The organism is Natrinema saccharevitans, assembly GCF_001953745.1.
GTDB lineage: Archaea > Halobacteriota > Halobacteria > Halobacteriales > Natrialbaceae > Natrinema > Natrinema saccharevitans.
The window spans coordinates 2108596-2126982 of record NZ_LWLN01000001.1 but is presented as its reverse complement, the minus strand read 5'-3'; the positions used below and the strand labels follow the sequence as shown (position 1 = coordinate 2126982).

The following is an 18387-nucleotide window of genomic DNA, read 5'->3' as shown; positions in this document are numbered from 1 at the left end:
GAGGTTTAAAAGTACGATGACACGGATCGGGATCTATACCGCGACGGAGAACGAACTCGGCTCGATCGGGCGGGCCGCCGAGCGCCTCGAGGGGATCGACCTCGTGGTGCGCTCGGAGAGCGACCTCGACGAGGAGGCCGACGTCGAGGCGTTCGTGGAGGAACTGGACGACGCCGCGGCGGCGATCTTCTGGCTGCACGGGGCCGAAGACAGCATGCCGGGCTACGACTACGCGACGGGCGCGCTCGCGGAGGCGGGCGTACCGCTGATCGTCAAGGCGACCGGCGACGCTTTCGCCTTCGAGGACACGACGGTCTCGGACGGTTATCGAGACCGCGTCTACGACTACCTCGAGAAGGGCGGGACGATCAACGTCGCGAACCTCTGTCGGTTCCTCGCGGCCGAGTACGAGGGCCGCGATATCGAGTACGACGAACCGACGGAACTCCCAACGGAGGGGGTCTACCACCCCGACCATCCGGGGATCGAGTACGAGGACCTGCTCGCGACCTACGAGTCCGACAAGCCGACGGTCGCGGTCTGGTTCTACGAGTCCCACTGGACCCACGAGAACACCCGGTACGTCGATCGGCAGGTCCGGGCCCTCGAGGCACAGGGGGCCAACGCCCTGCCGATCTTCTGTAACCCCGCGACGGACACCGACGAGCAGGAAGACGCCGAGTGGGTGACCGATAACTGGCTGATCGACGATGACGGCCAGTCCGTCGTCGACGCCGTGCTGTCGTCCTTTATGTTCTCCCTCTCGATGGACGAGCGCGGCCGCAGCGCCAGCGACGAGGGCAGCAGTGCGGAAGACGTCTTCCTCGACCGACTCGGCGTGCCCGTTCTGCAGACGGTCACCACGATGCGCTCCCGATCCCGGTACGAGTCCAGCGACACGGGCGTCATGGGCTTCGAACTCGCGCTCTCGGTCGCGCTGCCGGAGTTCGACGGCAACGTCATCACCCATCCGATCTCCGGCAAGGAACGCACCGACGACGCGGCCGGCATCGGCTCCGCGCCGAAACACCACTGCCCGATCGAGGACCGGATCGACCACGCGACTCGACTGGCGGTCAACTGGGCGGAACTCCGACACACGCCCAACGAGGACAAACGGGTCGCCGTCGTCCTGCACAACTACCCGCCTAGCGACGACGGGATCGGAACCGCGTTCGGGCTCGACAGTCCCGAATCGACCGTCAACCTGCTCGAGGAACTCGACGCCCGCGGCTACGATTTAGGTGACGAGATGCCGGAGAGCGGGCAGTCCCTCGTGGAGAAACTGACGGCGCAGCTTACGCTCGAGGACCGCTGGGTCGCGCCGGAGGACGTCCGCGACCGCTCGGTCGACGTGGTGTCGCCGGACACCTACGCGGACTGGTTCTCCGAGGCCGACGAGCGGTTCCAGGAGAACGTTATCGAGGAGTGGGGCGAGGTCCCCGATCGGCCGTTCGCGATCCCCGGCGTCGAGTTCGGCAACGTCCTCGTCACCGTCCAGCCCCCGCGCGGGTTCGGCATGGATCCCTCGAAGGTCTACCACGATTCGGACTTGCAGCCGCCACACGACTACTTCGCATTCTACGGCTGGCTCCGGAATACGTTCGAAACCGACGCGGTGGTCCACCTCGGGACCCACGGCAGCCTCGAGTGGCTCCCCGGGAAGACCGTCGGCCTGAACGGCGAGAGCGCGCCCGACCAGCTGGTGGACGACGTCCCGAACGTCTACCCGTACATCGTCAACAACCCCGGTGAAGGAACCCAGGCCAAGCGGCGCTCGTACGCGGCGATCGTCGACTATCTGACGCCCGTGATGCGAAACGCGGGGACGTACGACGAGCTGTCGGAACTCGAGGAGCTTGCAAATCAATATCGGGAAGCCGGGATGGAAGACGCCCGCGCGGACGACGGCCAGCACCTCGAGGATCTCATCCGCGAGAAAGTCGAAGAACTGGACCTCGCAGTCGAGCTGGGAATCGGGGGCACCATCGACGAGCGGGCCGACGTTCGCGGCCCCGACGCGGCCGGCTCGAGCCTCGCGGAGGGCGAGGTCGCTGGGGACGAGGTCGATATCGACGAACTGGTCGAACGGATCCACGAGTACCTCACCGACGTCAAGACGACCCAGATCCGGCTCGGGCTGCACACCATGTCCGAGCCGCCGGCCGACGAACGCCTCGTGGAGTATCTGGTCGCGCTGACCCGCCTCGAGAACCCCGGCGCGCCGAGCCTGCGCGAGAGCGTGGCCGGCGTACTGGGCGTCGACTACGAGACGATGCTCGAGTCGCCCGGCGAGTACGACGACGATCTCGGGATGACCTACGCCGAGGCGGCCGACGAGGTCTACGAGACGAGCGTGGCCCTGCTCGAGACGCTCGCTGAGCACGACTTCGACGTGCCCGAGTCGGAACTCGAGGGCGGCCCCGACGACGAGGTCAACATGAACCTGCTCGTCGTCGACCTCGAGACGATCGGCGACGCACGAGCGAAATCCGGTGCCCACGACGACCTCCGGAAGGCGCTGGCCTACGTCTGCGAGGAGGCCCAGCCCCGCGTCCAGGGGGCCGAAGACGAGATCCCGCGCACCGCGGACGCGCTCTCGGGCGAGTACGTGCCGCCGGGCGGATCGGGCGCGCCGACCCGCGGCGGCGTCGATCTACTCCCGACGGCGCGGAACTTCTACACGCTCGACCCGCGCAAGGTACCCGCGAAAGCGGCCTGGAAGGTCGGCCGGGAGGTGGCAGAGGGCGTCCTCGAGCGCCACCGCGACGAGAACGGCGAGTACCCCGAGGAGATCGGCGTGGTCGCGTGGGGCACCCCGACGGTGCGCACTCGCGGCGAGACGATCGCCCAGGTGCTCGCGATGATGGGCGTCGAACCGCGGTGGACCGACGCCGGCCGGATCGACGACGTCGAGCCGATCCCGCTCGAGGAACTCGACCGACCGCGAGTCGACGTGACGACCCGCGTCTCGGGCCTGTTCCGCGACGCCTTCCCGGCCGCGGCGGGGGTCATCCACGACGCCGTGGACGCCGTCGTCGACCTCGACGAACCGCACGAGATGAACTACGTGAAGAAACACGTCGAGGAGGAGCAGGCCGAACTCGAGGAGGAAGAAGGCCTCGACGAGTCGGACGCTCGGAAGGCAGCAAAGCATCGAGTCTTCACGACCAAGCCCGGCGGCTACGGTGCCGGGACGAACAAGGCCGTCGACGAGGGCAACTGGGACGACCGCTCCGACCTCGCCTCCGTCTACGTCCAGTGGGGCGGCTACGCGATGGGCTCGAGAGGGCGCGTTTCCGACGCCCACGACGCCTTCGAGCGCCGCCTCTCGAGCGTCGACGCGACGGTCAAGATCGAGGACACGATGGAGCAAGACGAGTTCGACTCCTCGGACTGGTACGCCTTCCACGGCGGCTTCATCTCCGCGGTGAGCGAGATCTCGGGCGCGGAGCCGGCTTCCTACGTCGGCGACTCCTCGGACCCCGACAACGTCGACGTCTACACCAACGAGGAGAAGGTCCGCAAGGCGATGCGCTCGCGCGTGCTGAATCCGGACTGGCTCGAGTCCATGGAGGACCACGGCTACAAGGGCGCGGGCGACCTCTCGACGACGGTCGACGTGACGCTGGGCTGGGACGCGACCACCGGCGTCGTGAGCGACACCCTCTGGGAGGAAGTCGCCGCAAAGTTCGCCTTCGACGAGGAGCGACAGGACTGGATGCGCGACGTGAACCCGTGGGCGCTCGAGTCGATCACGGACACCTTGCTCGAGGCCGTCGAGCGCGATCTGTGGAACGCCGACGACGAGACGGTCGACCGCCTGCGCGATCTGAACCTCGAGGTCGAGGGCGACCTCGAGGCGCGGACCACCAACGAGGCCGTGGGGGCGGCGACCGATGACTGACGAACCGACCGAACCGGTTCGATCGACGACCGATACCGACCACCAAGAGAGTGATACCAGATGACTGATCAGGAGTTCGAAGAGGAGTACGCCGATCTGGGAGCAACGACGCAGAACGCGATGGACATCGCGGAGACGAGCATGGACATCGTCCGGGGGTTCACGCCGGACGAGACGCTGGCCGACCGCGTGCGTCAGAAGTCGGTCCACTCGATGGGGGACATCGAATTCCAGCACTTGATCGAGTTCACCGGCGACGACGGGATCGGCGACGACGAGGACGCGCCGATCCGTGCCGGCGCGCGCGCCGTCCTCGAGGTGGCCGATATCTTCACCGACATCACGATGGTGAAAGCCGGCGTCACGGGCCGGGGCCACGACTGCGAGGTCTCGAAGGCCATCGGTCACGGGAAGGAACTCGCCGCCGAGACCGGGATGACCCGGACCGCCGCGGCGATGCTCGAACTGGACAAGGAAGACGCCTTCGAGGGCGCGATCGTCACGATCGGGAACGCGCCGACGGCGGCGCTGGCGCTCGCGGACTGCATCGAGCAGGGGACCCGGCCGGCGGTCGTCGTCGCGAACCCGGTCGGCTTCGTCAAGGCCGAGGAGAGCCGCGAGCGGATCCGCGAGGTCAGCGAGGCGTTCGGCGTCCCGGCGATCACCCACGTCGGTCGCCGGGGCGGCAGCGGCCTCGCCGCGGCCCTGACGAACGAACTCATCCACGTCGCGACGGACGTCCGGACCGACGAGATCGACCTCGAGATCGACGCCGAGACGCGGGCCGAAACCGGCGAGAACCGATGAGCGGTGAATACGACCTCGACGCGGGGCCGGATCCGGCGACGTTCGCGGCGGGTGCGGTAGAGCCGAACATCGATGAAGCCGCCGGCGATCCGGTCTACGCCGTCGGCGTCGGCCCCGGTAATCGTGAGTATCTCACGCCCCGCGGCGAGCGCGCGATCCGCGAGGCCGACGTCGTCGTCGGCTTCACGACGGTCGTCGAGTTCGTCGAGGAGCTGACCGACGCCGATCTGCTGACCTGCGGGTACGAGGACGAGGCCGAGGCGCTCGAAAAGTTCGGCGAGCGCGTCGCCGCCGGCGAGTCCGGGACTGCGGTCGCGATGGGCGATCCCAACCACTCGGGCTACCAGTTCGTCGGCAAGGTACAGGACGCCGTGGAACGAGCGGCTCCCGATCTACCGGTCCGAGTGATCCCCGGCATCTCCTCGATCCAGCTGGCCGCCAGCCGCGCCCGGACGCCGATGGAGGACACCGAGTTCGTCACGCTGCACAAGAGCGGCGACCTCGAGTCGGACATGGACCGCCTCGCGGCCGCGGCCACGGTCGACGAACGCCACCTGCTGGTCCTCCCCCGGCCGTACGACCGGATGCCCGGCGACCTCGCCGCCTTCTTGCTCGCGAAAGGGGCAGATCCCGACCTCGAGGCGCTGGTCTGCGAGAAGTTGACCCACGACGACGAGGAACTCCACCGGTTCACGCTGGCCGAACTGGCAGCCCACGCCGGCGGGGACGGCAGGGACGACAGCCCGTTCTCCGATCTGGTGGTGCTTGCGGTGCGACAGCCGGTCTACAGTAGTTCTTGAAGCGATTCACACACCGATCGGATCGCAACGCTGTCCTGCGATCGGGTGTCCAGTGACTTTCAAGAGCTCCTATAGCGGTCGCGGCCCCGTCGCGTTCTTACCGCGAACCGAAGCGAGCGGGCCCGAGGACGGGCCCGCCTCGGTCTCAGTCCTCTTCCCAGTAGAACAGTTCCTCCCGCGGTGACAGGCAGCCGGGACACGCGTCCGGTAGTTCGTCTTCGAACCGTCCCATCTCGCCACAGGACCCGCAGCGCCACATGGTGTACCCGCGGCTCTCGGGCTCCCGAGCTTCGCCGATCGGGAGTTCGGTCTCGTTTTTGTTCCGCAGTTCGTCCGCGATCGACGGATGGTCGGTTTCGGGCCTCATCACGGCCGTCACTACGGTCTATGTCGAGTTAAAACATACCATGGTTGGGCGCGAGATCGGGCCCGCGAGACGAGGCTGTACGCGTCGAAAAACGGATCGGAACGGCCGTCACTCGTCGCCCTCGTACTCGCGCAGGACGGACGACACGGTGTTCGACACTTCCTCGAGCGCGACGGCGTGAGTCTTCCGGAGGTCGCCGTCGTCCTGGGCTGTGCCGAGGTGGCGAAGCGCCTCGCGAAGGTGCCGTTCGGTGTCGGGGTCCGTATTCTCTGTCATGGGTCGAGCGCCGAATCGTAACCGACTCGAGCGGTTAAGTTCGTTGGTGGGGTGACCCGCTTACGGGGGGTTTCGGCCCCTCGAGGCCGGACACCAGTCCCATCGACGGATTCAAGTACAGTTGTTCGAACACAATCACCGATGAACGGATTCGTCCTCGGCGGCGTCAGCTCCGGCGTCGGGAAGACGGTCGCGACGCTGTCGATCGTGCAGGCGCTCGCGGACGCCGGCCACGCGGTCCAGCCCGCCAAGGCGGGCCCGGACTTCATCGATCCGAGCCACCACGAAGCGATCGCGGGCCGCCCGTCTCGCACGCTCGATCTGTGGCTCTGCGGCGCGGACGGTCTCCGGCGGAACTACCGCCGCGGCGAGGGCGATATCTGCGTCGTCGAGGGCGTGATGGGCCTGTACGACGGCGACGGCTCGAGTACCGCCATGGTCGCCGAGGCGCTCGACCTGCCGGTCGTCCTCGTGGTCGACGCCAAGGCGGGGATGGAAAGCGTCGCGGCGACCGCGCTGGGCTTTCGCGAGTACGCCGCGACGGTCGGCCGCGACGTCGAGGTCGCCGGCGTGGTCGCCCAGCGGGCCCACGGCGGCCGCCACGAACAGGGCATTCGCGACGCCTTGCCCGACGGCCTCGAGTACTTCGGGCGGATCCCGCCGAACGACGACCTCGAGATTCCCGACCGCCATCTGGGGCTCGAGATGGGCGAGGAGGCCGCGCTGCCGCGGACGGCGTTGCGGGCGGCCGCGGAGTCGCTCGACGCTGATCGACTGGCTGCCGTCGCGCGCGAACCGCCCGCTCCCGATGCCTCGTCGCTCGCCGCCCCGGCCGAGCCGGTCGACGCCACCGTCGCCGTCGCCAGCGACGCGGCGTTTTGCTTCCGGTATCCGGCGACGATTGAGCGCTTCCGCGAGCGGGCCGACCTGGTCACGTTCTCGCCGGTCGCGGGCGACCCGGTCCCCGACTGCGACGGGGTCTATTTGCCCGGCGGTTACCCCGAACTCAACGCCGACGCCCTCGCGTCGGCCGGTACCCTTGCGGAACTCGGCGACCGCGCTGCCGAGGGGCTGCCGGTGTTCGGCGAGTGCGGCGGTCTGATGGCGATGAGCCGGTCGCTGACGACGGCCGAGGGTGAGCGCAGCGAGATGGCCGGGATCCTCCCCGCGGACGTGACGATGCACGACCGCTATCAGGCGCTCGATCACGTCGAACTCGAGGCCGTCGACGACACGCTGACCGCCGACGCCGGCGAGACGATCCGGGGCCACGAGTTCCACTACTCGAGCGCCGCCGTCGACGCCGACGCCCGTTTCGCCTTCGAAACGGTCCGTGGCGACGGCATCGACGGCGATCACGACGGGCTGACCGAGTACGAGTCGCTGGGCACCTACGTCCACGTCCACCCCGAGAGCGGCGCGTTCGACCGGTTCCTCGCACGCCTCGAGTAGCGCCGGGCGAGTCGCTCGAAAGCGGTCGGCTCCGCAGTTCGTCCGTCGGAGAACCGCTGTCGGTCGGGACGGTCACCGAGGACGACGAACGTCCGTCGGAGACGAGTCGAAATCGCAGCCGATCTTCGAGGCTCGAGAGGGAGGGGTTCGTGAGGGGAGATCGGCTGAATTTATGCCCGTATAGTTAGGCATGTGACCACTAATGGCGAAGGTCAGAATCTTCGGATCGATCCACGTCAATACGCGGAGCGTCGTCGAAGACGACCTCCGAGCGTTTTCGAAGGGAGCGGACGCGATCGCGGTCGAGCAGCCGCGACTGGGGGAGACCGTTCGCTCTGCGGTCGGGCTCGTCCTCCGGTATCCGTTTTTCTTCGTCGGTCTCCAGTCGATCTTCGTCCTCCAGATGCCGCTGTACGTACTGTTCAACCGCGACCTGCTGTCAGCCGAATTCCTCGCCGCTCGAGCGGTGGCGGGGGAACGGCCGGTCCACGAAGTCGACCGACATCCGCTCGAGATCCTGTCCGGGCGCAGTCCGTTGTGGATCGTCGGCAACTGGCTCACGTTTCTCGTCCTCGCGGTCGCGTTCCCCGCCGAAACGCTCGTCGCAACGGGGCTCGCCGTCGGTCTGCTGGTGGTCCTGACGACCCGGTTCCGATATGGAATTCGTCGTCCGACGATCGTCGCGGCGGTGGTACTGACCGCGATCGCCTGTGGATTGCTCGTCGTCGACCTCTTCCGAACCGATATCGGGGCGAGTTTCGTCGGTCTCCTCTATCCCGTGGGGGGGCTCGTTCTCCTCAGGCTCACCCTCGAGGCGCGAAACGAGGCGATGCTCGAGGAGGTCGCCTCGCTGGCGACGACCCACGACCACGAGCGACTCTGTCTCGCGACTGGATACGCCCACCTCCCGGGAATGGTCGAACGCGCGTCGGCGTACGGGCTGACGACGGGAGACGTGTTCAAACCGCGGTGGCGAGCGTCGGGCGAGTGGGCCGATCCCGACACGCTGTTGGAATCCGACGACCGCGACGTTCGGCCGCGCGTGGAAACGGCCGGCGACGTCCTCGGGAGGCGGGCCGTGGCGACGGTGATCGACTGGCTCGTGATCGTCCTGCTCGCGCTTTCCGTTCCGGCGGCCCTCGTCGGTATCGATTCGGCGCGTTCGATCGGCAGTGACGCGAGTCTCGGCGCCCTCACGCTGCTCTGGGTGCTACTATCGCCGCCGGCGTACTACGTGATCGGCGAGACGGCGTTCGGCCAGACCGTCGGGAAATCGCTCCTCGATCTGACCGTCGTTCGGATCGACGGCTCGCCGTGTACGTTCCGCCACGCTGTCGTTCGAACGGCGGTACACCCGCTCGATTTCCTTCCAGTCTGCTACCTCCTCGGCGGTATCGTCGCCGCCGCGACCGACTACGGCCAGCGGCTCGGAGACCTCGCGGCCGGAACGACCGTCGTGAAACTCGAGGCTCCTCCCGACGACCGGACGGCGGACGATACGGGTGCGGCCGCCGGTCGACGCGATTCGGCCGCTGTCGATCCGCCGGTCGAAGCCGGTGAGGCCGAGCGGACGCCGACGACCGACCGGTGACCCGAACCTCCCGACAGCGTCCGGACGCACGTCTCGGTCTAGTACTTTCCGAATACATTCAGCTCTCGCAACAAGTGCTCAGTTAATTACCAGACTCCGTGGTTGGGTCAACTGTATGTCCGAATCCGTCCAACGGCTCGAGCCCCTGGAGCGCCGCCCGCTGACCGACCGTACATGTCTCGTCACCGGTTCCTCACGGGGGATCGGTCGCGAAATCGCGTTCGAACTCGCCCGGTGTGGGGCCGACGTGGCGGTCAACTACCGCTCCTCGGAGGACCGCGCGCTGGCGGTGACCGAGACGATCGAGGAGAACGGCGAGACGGCGGTTCCCGTGCAAGCCGACGTCTCGGATCCGGCAGCGGTCGAACGGATGGCCGCCGAAGTCCGCGAAGATCTCGGCGAGATCGACGTCCTCGTCAACAACGCGGGGATCACCATCGACCGGACCTTCGAGGACATGACCTACGAGGACTGGCGGACCGTCATCGACGTCAACCTCCACGGCACGTTCAACTGCACGAAGGCCTTCTACGAGGACATCAAGACCTCCGATCACGGCCGCCTGATCAACATCTCGAGCGTCGTCGGCCAGCAGGGCAATTACGGGCAGGCCAACTACGCCACCTCGAAGGGCGGGCTCTTCGCCTTCACCCGGACGCTGGCGCTGGAACTGGCCAGCCACGGGTCGACGGCCAACTGCGTCGCGCCCGGCTTCACCGAGACGGACATGCTGGAGAAGGTACCCGACAGGGTGCAGGACAAGATCCGCGAGGACATCCCGCTGGATCGGTTCGCCGAGCCCGCGGATATCGTCGGGATGGTCCGCTTTCTCGCCGGCGATCAAGCCGAGTACATGACCGGGCAGGTGCTTGGCATCAACGGCGGGATGGAGTGGTGATCGATCGTCGCTGACGGCTCCGTATCGACCCCGTTCTCGAGAGCGACGCCGTCGTCTCGCGGTCGCGTTCACGACGAGCGGACAGTCCGTCCCCTGTCGACAACTCTCGTTGTCTTATTTCAACCTCACCTGGGCAACCGCAGTTGTTCTACCCCAAACAAAATTGTTTTAGGGGCGGGCTCTGTTCCAACGGATGATGCCACCTATCGCGCTTCCACACGACGCGAAGGCCGGCCCGACCAAGTCGGAAGTCCGGGCCGTCGTCGGCTCGAAGCTCGCGCTCGAGCCGGACGACCACTTCGCGGAGGTCGGCTCCTGTACGGGGGCCGTCACCATCGAAGCCGCACAGCGAGCCGGGCGGGTGACCGCCCTCGAACGGAAACCCGAACGCCTCGAGACGACCGAGCAGAACCTCGCGGCTAACGAGGAGTCGGTCCGCGCCGACGTCGACCTGCGCAACGCGGAAGCGCCCGAGGGCCTGCCCGACGACGCCGACGCCCTGTTTCTGGGCGGCAGTCGGAACTTCGAGGGCGTCCTCGATCACGCCGTCGACACCGGGGTCGATCGCGTCGTCATGAACGTCTCGCGACTCGAGGTGGCTGGCCGAGCGACGCAGGCCTTCCGCGAGCGCGATATTCTCGAGGAGGTAATCCAGTTCCAGGTGAGCCACGGTTACGAACTCGCCGGTGCGACGAGTTTCAATTCGGAGAACCCGGTGTACATGCTTGTCGGGAGCGCGACGCCCGACGACGACGGTGAGACAGTCGCTGCAGACGGCGGTGAGGCGAGCGGCGACGCTGACGGAGGGAGCCAGCGATGACTCTCTACGGCGTCGGACTCGGTCCCGGCGAGGCCGACCTCGTGACCGTCCGCGGGAAAGCGGTCCTCGAGGACGCCGACGTGGTCTACTCGCCGGGCCGGCTCTCCCGGACCGTCGCCTTGAATCACGTCGCCGAGTCGAAGATCGGGGACCTCGATTTCCCGATGACGAAAGACGAGGAGAAGCTCCGGGCGGCCTGGAAGGAGGCCGCCGCGGAGATCGCCCCGAACGCCCGCGACGGCGACGTCGCCTTCGTGACGCTGGGCGATCCCAACGTCTACTCGACGTTTGGCCACCTGCGCCGGACGATCGACGCGTTCCACCCCGAGGTCGAGTTGGAGATCGTCCCCGGCGTCAGCGCCGTGACGGCCTTCGCGACCGCGATGGGCGTCGAGATCGAGGCCGGTGCGGGGCTCTCCTTGCGAGAGGCCGCCTCGGGCCACAGCCCGACGGGACCGGACCGGATGATCCTGTTCAAGGTCACCGACGCGCCGGCGACCCACGAGGGCCTCGTCGAGGCCGGCTACGACGTGACCTACGGCCGCCGGCTGTTCATGGAACAGGGCGACACGATCGTCACCGACGACCCCGCCGACATCGACGAACGCGACTACTACACGCTCGCCTACGCCGAGAAGGAAGACCTCGAGGTCGAGCAGGCGACGGCGGCGTTCGAGACCGACAGTACCGGCTCGGAGCTGCGCTCCGACGGCGGTCGCGAACTCGCCGACGACGAACTGGCCGCCCTCGAGCGCGCCGAGGGCCGTGCGGGCGGCGACTGCGGCGGCTATCGCGGAGGGAAGCGATGACCGACGACGCGGGGAACGATCCCCAGGACGCGATCGACTCCGAAGGCGAGCGCCGCCGCGAGGAGCTGGACGACCGGATCTTCGACCACAGCGCCGGCGACGACCAGAAGGGGATCCCCTTCGTCGGCGCCGGCCCCGGCAACCCGCGGCTGCTGACCGTCGCCGGGAAGGAACTCCTCGAGGAAGCCGATCTCGTCGTCCACGCGGGCTCGCTGGTCAACAGCGAACTCCTGGACGAGTACTGCGGCCACGCCGAGCTGGTGAACTCCGTCGGGAAAGATCTCGAGGAGCTGATCCCGCTGATGCGGGACGCCTACGAGGACGGCGACGACGTCGTTCGGCTGCACAGCGGCGACCCCGCCATCTACGGCGCGGCGCTCGAGCAGATGGACGCCTTAGAACACGAGGGCGTCCCGACCTACTTCGTGCCCGGCGTCACGTCGGCGTTCGCGGCCAGCGCGACGCTGCGGACCCAACTGACGCTCAACGAGGTCTCGAACCACGTCGCGTTCACCCGACCACAGGGCAAGACCCTGACCCCGGAGGAGGACCACATCTCCGAGTTCGTCGAGATGGGCGACGTGACGACCTGTATCTACCTCGGGACCCACGCCGTTCGCGACACGATGGATCGCCTGCTCGAGGACGGCCACGACCCCGAGACGCCGGTCGCGGTGATCTACCACGCCTCGTGGCCGGACGAGGACGTGATCGTCGGCGATATCGGGACGATTGCGGACAAGGTCGAGGAGGCGGGCTACCGCGCCTCGGCGCTGGTCGTCATCGGCGACGCGGTGACCGGCGCGGGCTACGAGCGATCCTTCCTCTACGGCGACTGGGCGGATCGCGGGCCTTCCGAAAACTCGGCCGAAACGGAGGCTAGTGATGACTGAGATGCGATGGTACCGCGAACACGATGAAAGCCCCTGCCGCGCTCGACCGGTTGCGGCTCGCTGTGGTCCTCGCTCCGCTGCGGTCCTTGCGTCGCCTTACCGGACCGAGCGCGGCAGCCCCTTTCAGTCCCACCCGGGCGGTGGATTGGACGGGAGCGGAAAGCGTGGACGGGACAATATCGATATGAGAGAGAGTACACAATGAGTTCCGGAACTGAGAACACGGACACGACGAACGAATCGGACTCCGATGGCGGCCACTGTTCGACGGCCGACTCGGACGGCGAGGTCGCCGAGGAGATCGCGATCGTCTCCTTCGGGCGGAAGCTGGACACCGCCGAGGAGATCAAGGCGGAGATCGGCGATCGCTACGAGGCGATCGACATCGTCGAGTACCACGGCGACGTCTTCGAGGAGCACTGGGGCGAGTACGACTGTTTCATCGGGCTGATGGCCTCGGGGATCGCGATGCGCAAGACCGCCCACCTGTTAGACGACAAGTGGGACGACCCCGCGATCTGCGTGGTCGACGAGGAGTTGACGTGGGCCATCCCGATCACCGGCGGCCACCACGGCGCGAACCAGGTCGCACAGGATCTGGCGACGATGGGTGCCGTCCCGGCGATGACCACGGCCTCGGAAGCTGCGGGCAAACAGGGCGTCGAATCCAAGGCCAAGGCGATGGACGCCCACGTCGTCAACGGCGACTCGACGGTCAAAACCAACCTCGCCGTGCTGGACGACGAACTCGGGCCCGTCGCGCGACTCGACGGGCCGAAGGCCGTCCTCGTCGGCGACGACGTGACGGTGCTCAAACGGAACAAAGACGACGGCGTCGTCCTCGGGACGGGTAGCGTTTCGGGGGCCAGCAAGGACGCCTTCCTCGCCGCGTGGGAGCAAGCCCTCGAGCGGACCGACTACGACTTCGACGACGTAGAGTTCGTCGGCACCGCGACCCGGAAGGAGGACGAGGCGGGCCTGCTCGAGGCTGCGCAGGAACTCGATCTCGGCGTGGTCGCCTTCGACAAGGAGACGCTGCTCGCGAACGAGGGGCCGACGCCCTCGAAGTCGAAGGAGCTGATCGGCTGGCCCGGCGTCTCCGAGGCCGCCGCGATCGCAGGCGGTGCCGAACAGGAGCTGGTCCTCGAGAAGATCAGCTACGAGAACGAGGTCACGGTGGCGATCGGCCGATGAGTTCCGACGCCGAGTCCATCGACGCGACGGCCGGCGGCACCCCCGACGACCACGGCACCCTCTACGTCGTCGGTATCGGTCCCGGGCTTCCCGACCACATGACCGAGCGGGCCAAAGAGGTCATCGAGACCGCGGACGTGGTCATCGCCTCGAGCCTCTATCAGGAGTTCCTGCGGGACGACGGCACCCTACTGCCGGAAGATGAAACCAACGAGGACGGTATCGCGATCCGAGACGATGGCTTCGAGCAGGAGATCGTCCGCTCGACGATGGGCCGCCAGATCGAACTCGCCCGCGCGGCGTTCGAATACGTCCGCGAAGGAAAGGACGTGGCTCACGTTTCCGGCGGCGATCCGTCGGTCTACGGCAAGTCCGACCTCATCTTCAAGATGGCCGAGGAAGAGGACGCGACGGACATTCCGATCGAGATCGTGCCCGGACTCACCGCGGCGCTTGGCGGCTCGGCCAACGTCGGCGCGCCGCTGTGTAACGACTTCTGTACGGTCTCGCTGTCGGACAAGTGGCGCGGCTGGGACGAGATCGAGGAGAAACTGCGCGCCGCGGCAATCTCGGACTTCGTGATCGTCCTCTATAACTGCTGGCGCAACTACGAGCAGGCGGTCGAGATCGTCCGCGAGGAGCGGACCGACGACGCCTACGTGGCGATCGTCAACGACGCTGGCCGCGCGGACGCCGGCCGCAACGGCGAGAGCCAGTTCATCACGACGCTGGGCGAGGCCGCCGACCACGACGACAAGGTGTCGGGGATGGGCACCTCGCTGATCATCGGCACCCACGAGACCGAGACCTGGCGCAACGACGACCGAACGTACCTCGTCACCCCGCGCGGCGGGCGTGACGTCGACGACTTCTGAACCCAACAGTACACAACCATGAGCACGGACACCAACGCGGACGCTGACGACGAATCGACTTCCAAGTGTGGCGCATCGACGAGCGACGCGAGTACCGACACCTCGAGTTCCGGCTCGAAGTGCGGCGCGTCCAGTAGCACCGACGACTCGAGCGGGTCGAAATGCGGTGGGTCCTCGAGTTCCTCGTCGTCCTCGAACTGTGGTGCCTCGAGTTCGGACGACGGGAGTTCGAACGAGCAGGAGGTCGGCGCGACGGCCGACGACTTCGACGCCGAGCCGGGCCAACTGATCGCCGTCGGCCTCGGTCCCGGTCACCCCGAGGGGATGACCGACCGCGCGAAGACGGCGCTGCTCGAGGCCGACCACATCGTCGGCTACACGACCTACATCGAGCTGATTCCGGACGAGATCACCGACGAGGCCGAAGACATCTACGACACGCCGATGTGCGGCGAAGTCTCCCGCACCGAGGAGTCGATCGACCGCGCGCTGGCGGGCAACGACGTCGCCATCGTCGGCAGCGGCGACCCGAACGTCTACGCGCTCGCGGGGCTGGCCCTCGAGATCTTAGAGTCCAAAGGCGCGACGGCCTCGATGGTCGACTTCGAGGTCGTGCCGGGCGTCCCAGCAGCGCAGTCCTGCGCCGCGCGCCTGGGCGCGCCGCTGGTCAACGACACCGTCTCGGTCTCGCTGTCGGACCACCTCGTGCCGATGCCCGAGATCGAGTCCCGACTGCACTCGGTCGCGAGCGAGAACTTCACGATCACCATCTACAACCCCTGGAGCCGCAAGCGCCGCGAGAACTTCGAGAAGGCCTGCGAGATCCTGCTGACCCACCGCGGGCCCGATACGCCCGTCGGCATCGTCCACGGCGCGGGCCGCGAGGACGAGCAGGTGCTGATCACCGAACTCGCCGAGCTCGAGAACCTCGGCGAGAGCGAGATCGTCGACATGACGACGACGATCGTCGTCGGCACCGAGGACACCTACGTCTGGGACGACCGGATGGTCACACCCCGGGGCTACGAGACGAAGTACGACTACTGAGCGACAGGAATTCACCATGCCACGATACGAAGTCACCATCGAGAAAGACGCCTGCGACGGCATCTTCGCCTGCCTGACCCGCGACCCGCGCTTTATCGAGGGCGAGGACGGCCTCGCGACGATCGATCCGACCGCGGATCCGGTCTACGACTGCGAGGGCGAGGTCATCGACGACGCCGAACGCGTCGTCGCGACGTTCGACGACGACCGTATCGACGAGGCCCAGCAGGCCGCCGCGGCCTGTCCGACCGACGCCATCGTCGTCGAGGAGGTGGGCGAATGAGCGACGCCCGATCCGCCGACGGCGGCGACGACGCCCTCGAGGTTTCGGTCCCGTCGGACCCGCTGGCCGGCCACGCGGCCACGGCGTACTTCTGGGGCCACGTCGCCGGCAGTGGCGACGTTACCGACGACCGGATCGAGGTCGTCGCCAACGACGAGGCGTCCGCACAGGTGCTGGCCGCCGTCGCCGGCGGCGACCTCGAGCGCGAGACGACCAGCCGCGAGTACGCCCACGACACGTCGATCACGCGGACGGAGGAGGAGTACGTGCTGACGATCGAGGGCGAGGACGGCCTGCTCGGCCGCAGCGGCGCGCTCGGACTGCCCGTCGACGGCCGCGGCAACTACCGCTTCGGCGCGTTCGCCGACTACGATCGCGAACTGCTCCGGGGCCTGCTCGAGGGCTGTGGCACCGTCTGCTTCAAGTCCTCGAGCGGCACCGTCGGGATCTCGTTCGTCCACGACGATCGGGACCTGCTCGCGTTCGCACAGGAGTTGATCGCCGACTGTCCCGTCGATGCGCCCTTCGGCGAGCTATCCGAAACCTCCTCGGGCGGCCACTGGTTCGGCGTCGACGACGCCGCCGCGCCCGCCTTCGGCACGTGGCTCTACGAGGACTGCGAGGAGACCGGCCTCTTCGCGCCGAGTCGCCGGCGCAAGTTAGAGCGCAGTCTCGAGCAGGCCGACGCCTACGACGAGTAATATGAGCACACCAGACGACACCACGGCCGCTCCCGCACCCGGCTTCGACGACGAGGCCGTCCTCCTGATCGGCCACGGCTCCAGGCGCGAGAAGTCCAACGAACAGGTCCGCGAGCTGGCCGCCGACCTCGAGTCCCGACTGGGAATCCCGGTCGACGCCGCGTTCCTCGAACTCGCGGAGCCGGCGATCGACGAGGCCTTCGCGGGACTCTCGCCCGTCGCCGAGCGGGTGACGGTCGTCCACTGCTCGCTGTTCGCCGCGAGCCACGTCAAGAACGACGTGCCGCTGGCGATCGAGCAGGCCCGGGCCGAACACGACGTAGAGATCGACAACGGCTCTCATCTGGGAGTTCATCCCGCGATCCTCGACCTGCTGGACGACCGCGCCGCGGCTGTCGAGGCCGAACTCGGCGTCGACCGTGCGGACGGCGACGTGGCCGTCGTCGTCTGCGGCCGGGGCTCGAGCGATCCGGACGCCAACGGCGACGTCCACAAGCTCGCGCGACTGCTCTACGAGGGGCGCGAGTTCGACCGCGTTGAGGCCTCGTTCATCGGCGTCACCGAGCCGACCCTCGAGGAGACGCTCCACGGGCTCTCGAAGCACCGGCCCGACGCGGTCGTCGTCCTCCCCTATATGCTCGGCGACGGCGTCCTCACCCAGCGGGTCCGGGACTGGACCGCCGACTTCGACTCCGACTACCCCTACGTCGACGCGATGGCCGGCGACCCGCTCGGGACCGACTCCCGGCTGCTGGACGTCTTCGCCGACCGCTGGGAGGAAGCCCGGACCGACAGCGTCGAGATGTCCTGTGACACCTGCAAGTACAAGGTCGACCTCGAGGGCTACGAGGAGGATGTCGGCGGCGCTCGCGCCATGTTGCGGGCGCTAGCTCACCAGGAGGCCCACGCCGATCGCGACGACGTCGACGACGAACCCCACAGCCACGACGCGCCGGAGAAACACGTCGCGGTCTGTACCAACCAGACCTGCGCGAAGATGGGGTCGCCGGCCGTCCTCGAGCGGCTTCGACAGGAGGTCCGGGATTCGGACCACTGCGACGCCCGCATCACGCGGTCGTCCTGTCTCGGCCGCTGTGGCGACGGGCCGATGGTCGCCGTCTACCCGGACGGGATCTGGTACGGTGACGTCGACGACGGCGACGCCGAACGGATCGTCTCGGACCACTTAGACCGGGACCGCATCGTCAGCGACCTCGTCGATCAGACGCTGTAGCGGCCGCGAACCGATCACCGACCGAACCACACGACTCCGATAATTCACGACACACACCCATGAGCTGCCACGAAATCGAAGCACTACGACTCGGACTGATGAACGTCCTCGGCGTCGGGGACGACAGTACTCGCGACCACGCGGAGAAGGAACTCGAGGGACACCTCGAGGGCCCCATCGAGGGCCTCGCGGAGGCCGACAGCCTCGCGGAGATCGAACGCCACCTCGACGCGGCGCTGGTCGATCTCGAGCAAGAGGTCGCCGAACTGGACAGCGAGGACCCCGAATTCGATTATACTCGGGGTCGGTTGCTCGAGGTCCGCAACGCCGAGCGGGCCATCCAGCGGCTTCGCACGCAGGGATCGAGCATCGTCGACGGGCTCGGCGACGCCCACGACACCCTCCACGAGACCTTCCCGGTAGAGGAGTAACG

At 67.5% G+C, this 18387-nt stretch carries 18 protein-coding genes; 16 read left to right on the top strand and 2 right to left on the bottom strand.

Annotated features, from left to right (window positions below; all coding sequences use genetic code 11):
* The first annotated feature begins 16 nt into the window (after window positions 1–16).
* From cobN to A6E15_RS10760, 3 genes are read left to right on the top strand one after another with little or no spacing between them, the layout of a single operon-like run.
* A complete protein-coding gene (cobN, locus tag A6E15_RS10770; RefSeq protein WP_076146144.1) occupies window positions 17–3907 on the top strand; it encodes a cobaltochelatase subunit CobN in 3891 nt (1296 codons plus the stop codon).
* A gap of 60 nt (window positions 3908–3967) precedes the next feature.
* Window positions 3968–4714, top strand: coding sequence for a precorrin-8X methylmutase (locus tag A6E15_RS10765; RefSeq protein ID WP_076146143.1), 747 nt, complete (start codon window positions 3968–3970; stop codon window positions 4712–4714).
* Window positions 4711–5514 carry a cobalt-precorrin-7 (C(5))-methyltransferase gene (locus A6E15_RS10760; RefSeq protein WP_076146142.1) on the top strand — a complete coding sequence of 268 codons (804 nt, stop codon included), beginning with the start codon at window positions 4711–4713 and terminating at the stop codon, window positions 5512–5514. The genes A6E15_RS10765 and A6E15_RS10760 overlap by 4 nt, the downstream gene beginning before the upstream one ends.
* Before the next feature lie 145 nt (window positions 5515–5659).
* On the opposite strand, the gene A6E15_RS10755 is transcribed toward A6E15_RS10760, so the two are convergent.
* Window positions 5660–5881 carry a DUF7130 family rubredoxin-like protein gene (locus A6E15_RS10755; RefSeq protein ID WP_076146141.1) on the bottom strand — a complete coding sequence of 74 codons (222 nt, stop codon included), beginning with the start codon at window positions 5879–5881 and terminating at the stop codon, window positions 5660–5662.
* Between the two features lie 108 nt (window positions 5882–5989).
* Window positions 5990–6157 (bottom strand): hypothetical protein, encoded by a 168-nt coding sequence (locus tag A6E15_RS20960; RefSeq protein WP_175607242.1) that lies wholly within the window; start codon window positions 6155–6157, stop codon window positions 5990–5992.
* 141 nt (window positions 6158–6298) lie between these two features.
* Between A6E15_RS20960 and A6E15_RS10750 the strand changes: the two genes are divergently transcribed.
* From A6E15_RS10750 to A6E15_RS10690, 13 genes are all read left to right on the top strand, one after another.
* Entirely contained in the window at window positions 6299–7609 is a 1311-nt protein-coding gene (locus A6E15_RS10750; RefSeq protein WP_076146139.1) for a cobyrinic acid a,c-diamide synthase, read from the top strand.
* A 202-nt stretch (window positions 7610–7811) separates the two neighbouring features.
* The gene (locus tag A6E15_RS10745) at window positions 7812–9200 is read left to right on the top strand and encodes an RDD family protein (protein ID WP_076146138.1); all 1389 of its coding nucleotides are present in this window, start codon (window positions 7812–7814) and stop codon (window positions 9198–9200) included.
* A gap of 115 nt (window positions 9201–9315) precedes the next feature.
* Complete coding sequence (locus A6E15_RS10740; RefSeq protein ID WP_076146137.1) at window positions 9316–10098, top strand: 3-oxoacyl-ACP reductase family protein; 783 nt, start codon at window positions 9316–9318, stop codon at window positions 10096–10098.
* 196 nt (window positions 10099–10294) lie between these two features.
* The gene (gene cbiT, locus A6E15_RS10735) at window positions 10295–10918 is read left to right on the top strand and encodes a precorrin-6Y C5,15-methyltransferase (decarboxylating) subunit CbiT (protein WP_076146136.1); all 624 of its coding nucleotides are present in this window, start codon (window positions 10295–10297) and stop codon (window positions 10916–10918) included.
* Window positions 10915–11727 carry a cobalt-factor II C(20)-methyltransferase gene (locus A6E15_RS10730; RefSeq protein WP_076146135.1) on the top strand — a complete coding sequence of 271 codons (813 nt, stop codon included), beginning with the start codon at window positions 10915–10917 and terminating at the stop codon, window positions 11725–11727. The genes cbiT and A6E15_RS10730 overlap by 4 nt, the downstream gene beginning before the upstream one ends.
* Window positions 11724–12620 (top strand): cobalt-precorrin-4/precorrin-4 C(11)-methyltransferase, encoded by an 897-nt coding sequence (locus A6E15_RS10725; protein ID WP_076146133.1) that lies wholly within the window; start codon window positions 11724–11726, stop codon window positions 12618–12620. Before A6E15_RS10730 ends, A6E15_RS10725 begins: the two co-directional genes overlap by 4 nt.
* Window positions 12621–12821: 201 nt before the next feature.
* Complete coding sequence (cbiG, locus tag A6E15_RS10720; RefSeq protein ID WP_076146132.1) at window positions 12822–13814, top strand: cobalt-precorrin 5A hydrolase; 993 nt, start codon at window positions 12822–12824, stop codon at window positions 13812–13814.
* On the top strand, window positions 13811–14689 hold the full coding sequence (locus A6E15_RS10715; RefSeq protein WP_076146130.1) for a precorrin-3B C(17)-methyltransferase: 879 nt from the start codon (window positions 13811–13813) through the stop codon (window positions 14687–14689). The genes cbiG and A6E15_RS10715 overlap by 4 nt, the downstream gene beginning before the upstream one ends.
* Before the next feature lie 18 nt (window positions 14690–14707).
* Window positions 14708–15736 carry a precorrin-3B C(17)-methyltransferase gene (gene cobJ / locus A6E15_RS10710; protein WP_076146129.1) on the top strand — a complete coding sequence of 343 codons (1029 nt, stop codon included), beginning with the start codon at window positions 14708–14710 and terminating at the stop codon, window positions 15734–15736.
* 16 nt (window positions 15737–15752) lie between these two features.
* A complete protein-coding gene (locus tag A6E15_RS10705; protein WP_076146128.1) occupies window positions 15753–16019 on the top strand; it encodes a ferredoxin in 267 nt (88 codons plus the stop codon).
* Window positions 16016–16720 (top strand): cobalamin biosynthesis protein, encoded by a 705-nt coding sequence (locus tag A6E15_RS10700; RefSeq protein ID WP_076146127.1) that lies wholly within the window; start codon window positions 16016–16018, stop codon window positions 16718–16720. The genes A6E15_RS10705 and A6E15_RS10700 overlap by 4 nt, the downstream gene beginning before the upstream one ends.
* A 1-nt stretch (window position 16721) precedes the next feature.
* A complete protein-coding gene (locus tag A6E15_RS10695) occupies window positions 16722–17954 on the top strand; it encodes a CbiX/SirB N-terminal domain-containing protein (RefSeq protein ID WP_076146125.1) in 1233 nt (410 codons plus the stop codon).
* Window positions 17955–18013: 59 nt separating this feature from the next.
* Entirely contained in the window at window positions 18014–18385 is a 372-nt protein-coding gene (locus A6E15_RS10690) for a DUF3209 family protein (RefSeq protein WP_076146123.1), read from the top strand.
* The last annotated feature ends 2 nt before the right edge of the window (window positions 18386–18387 follow it).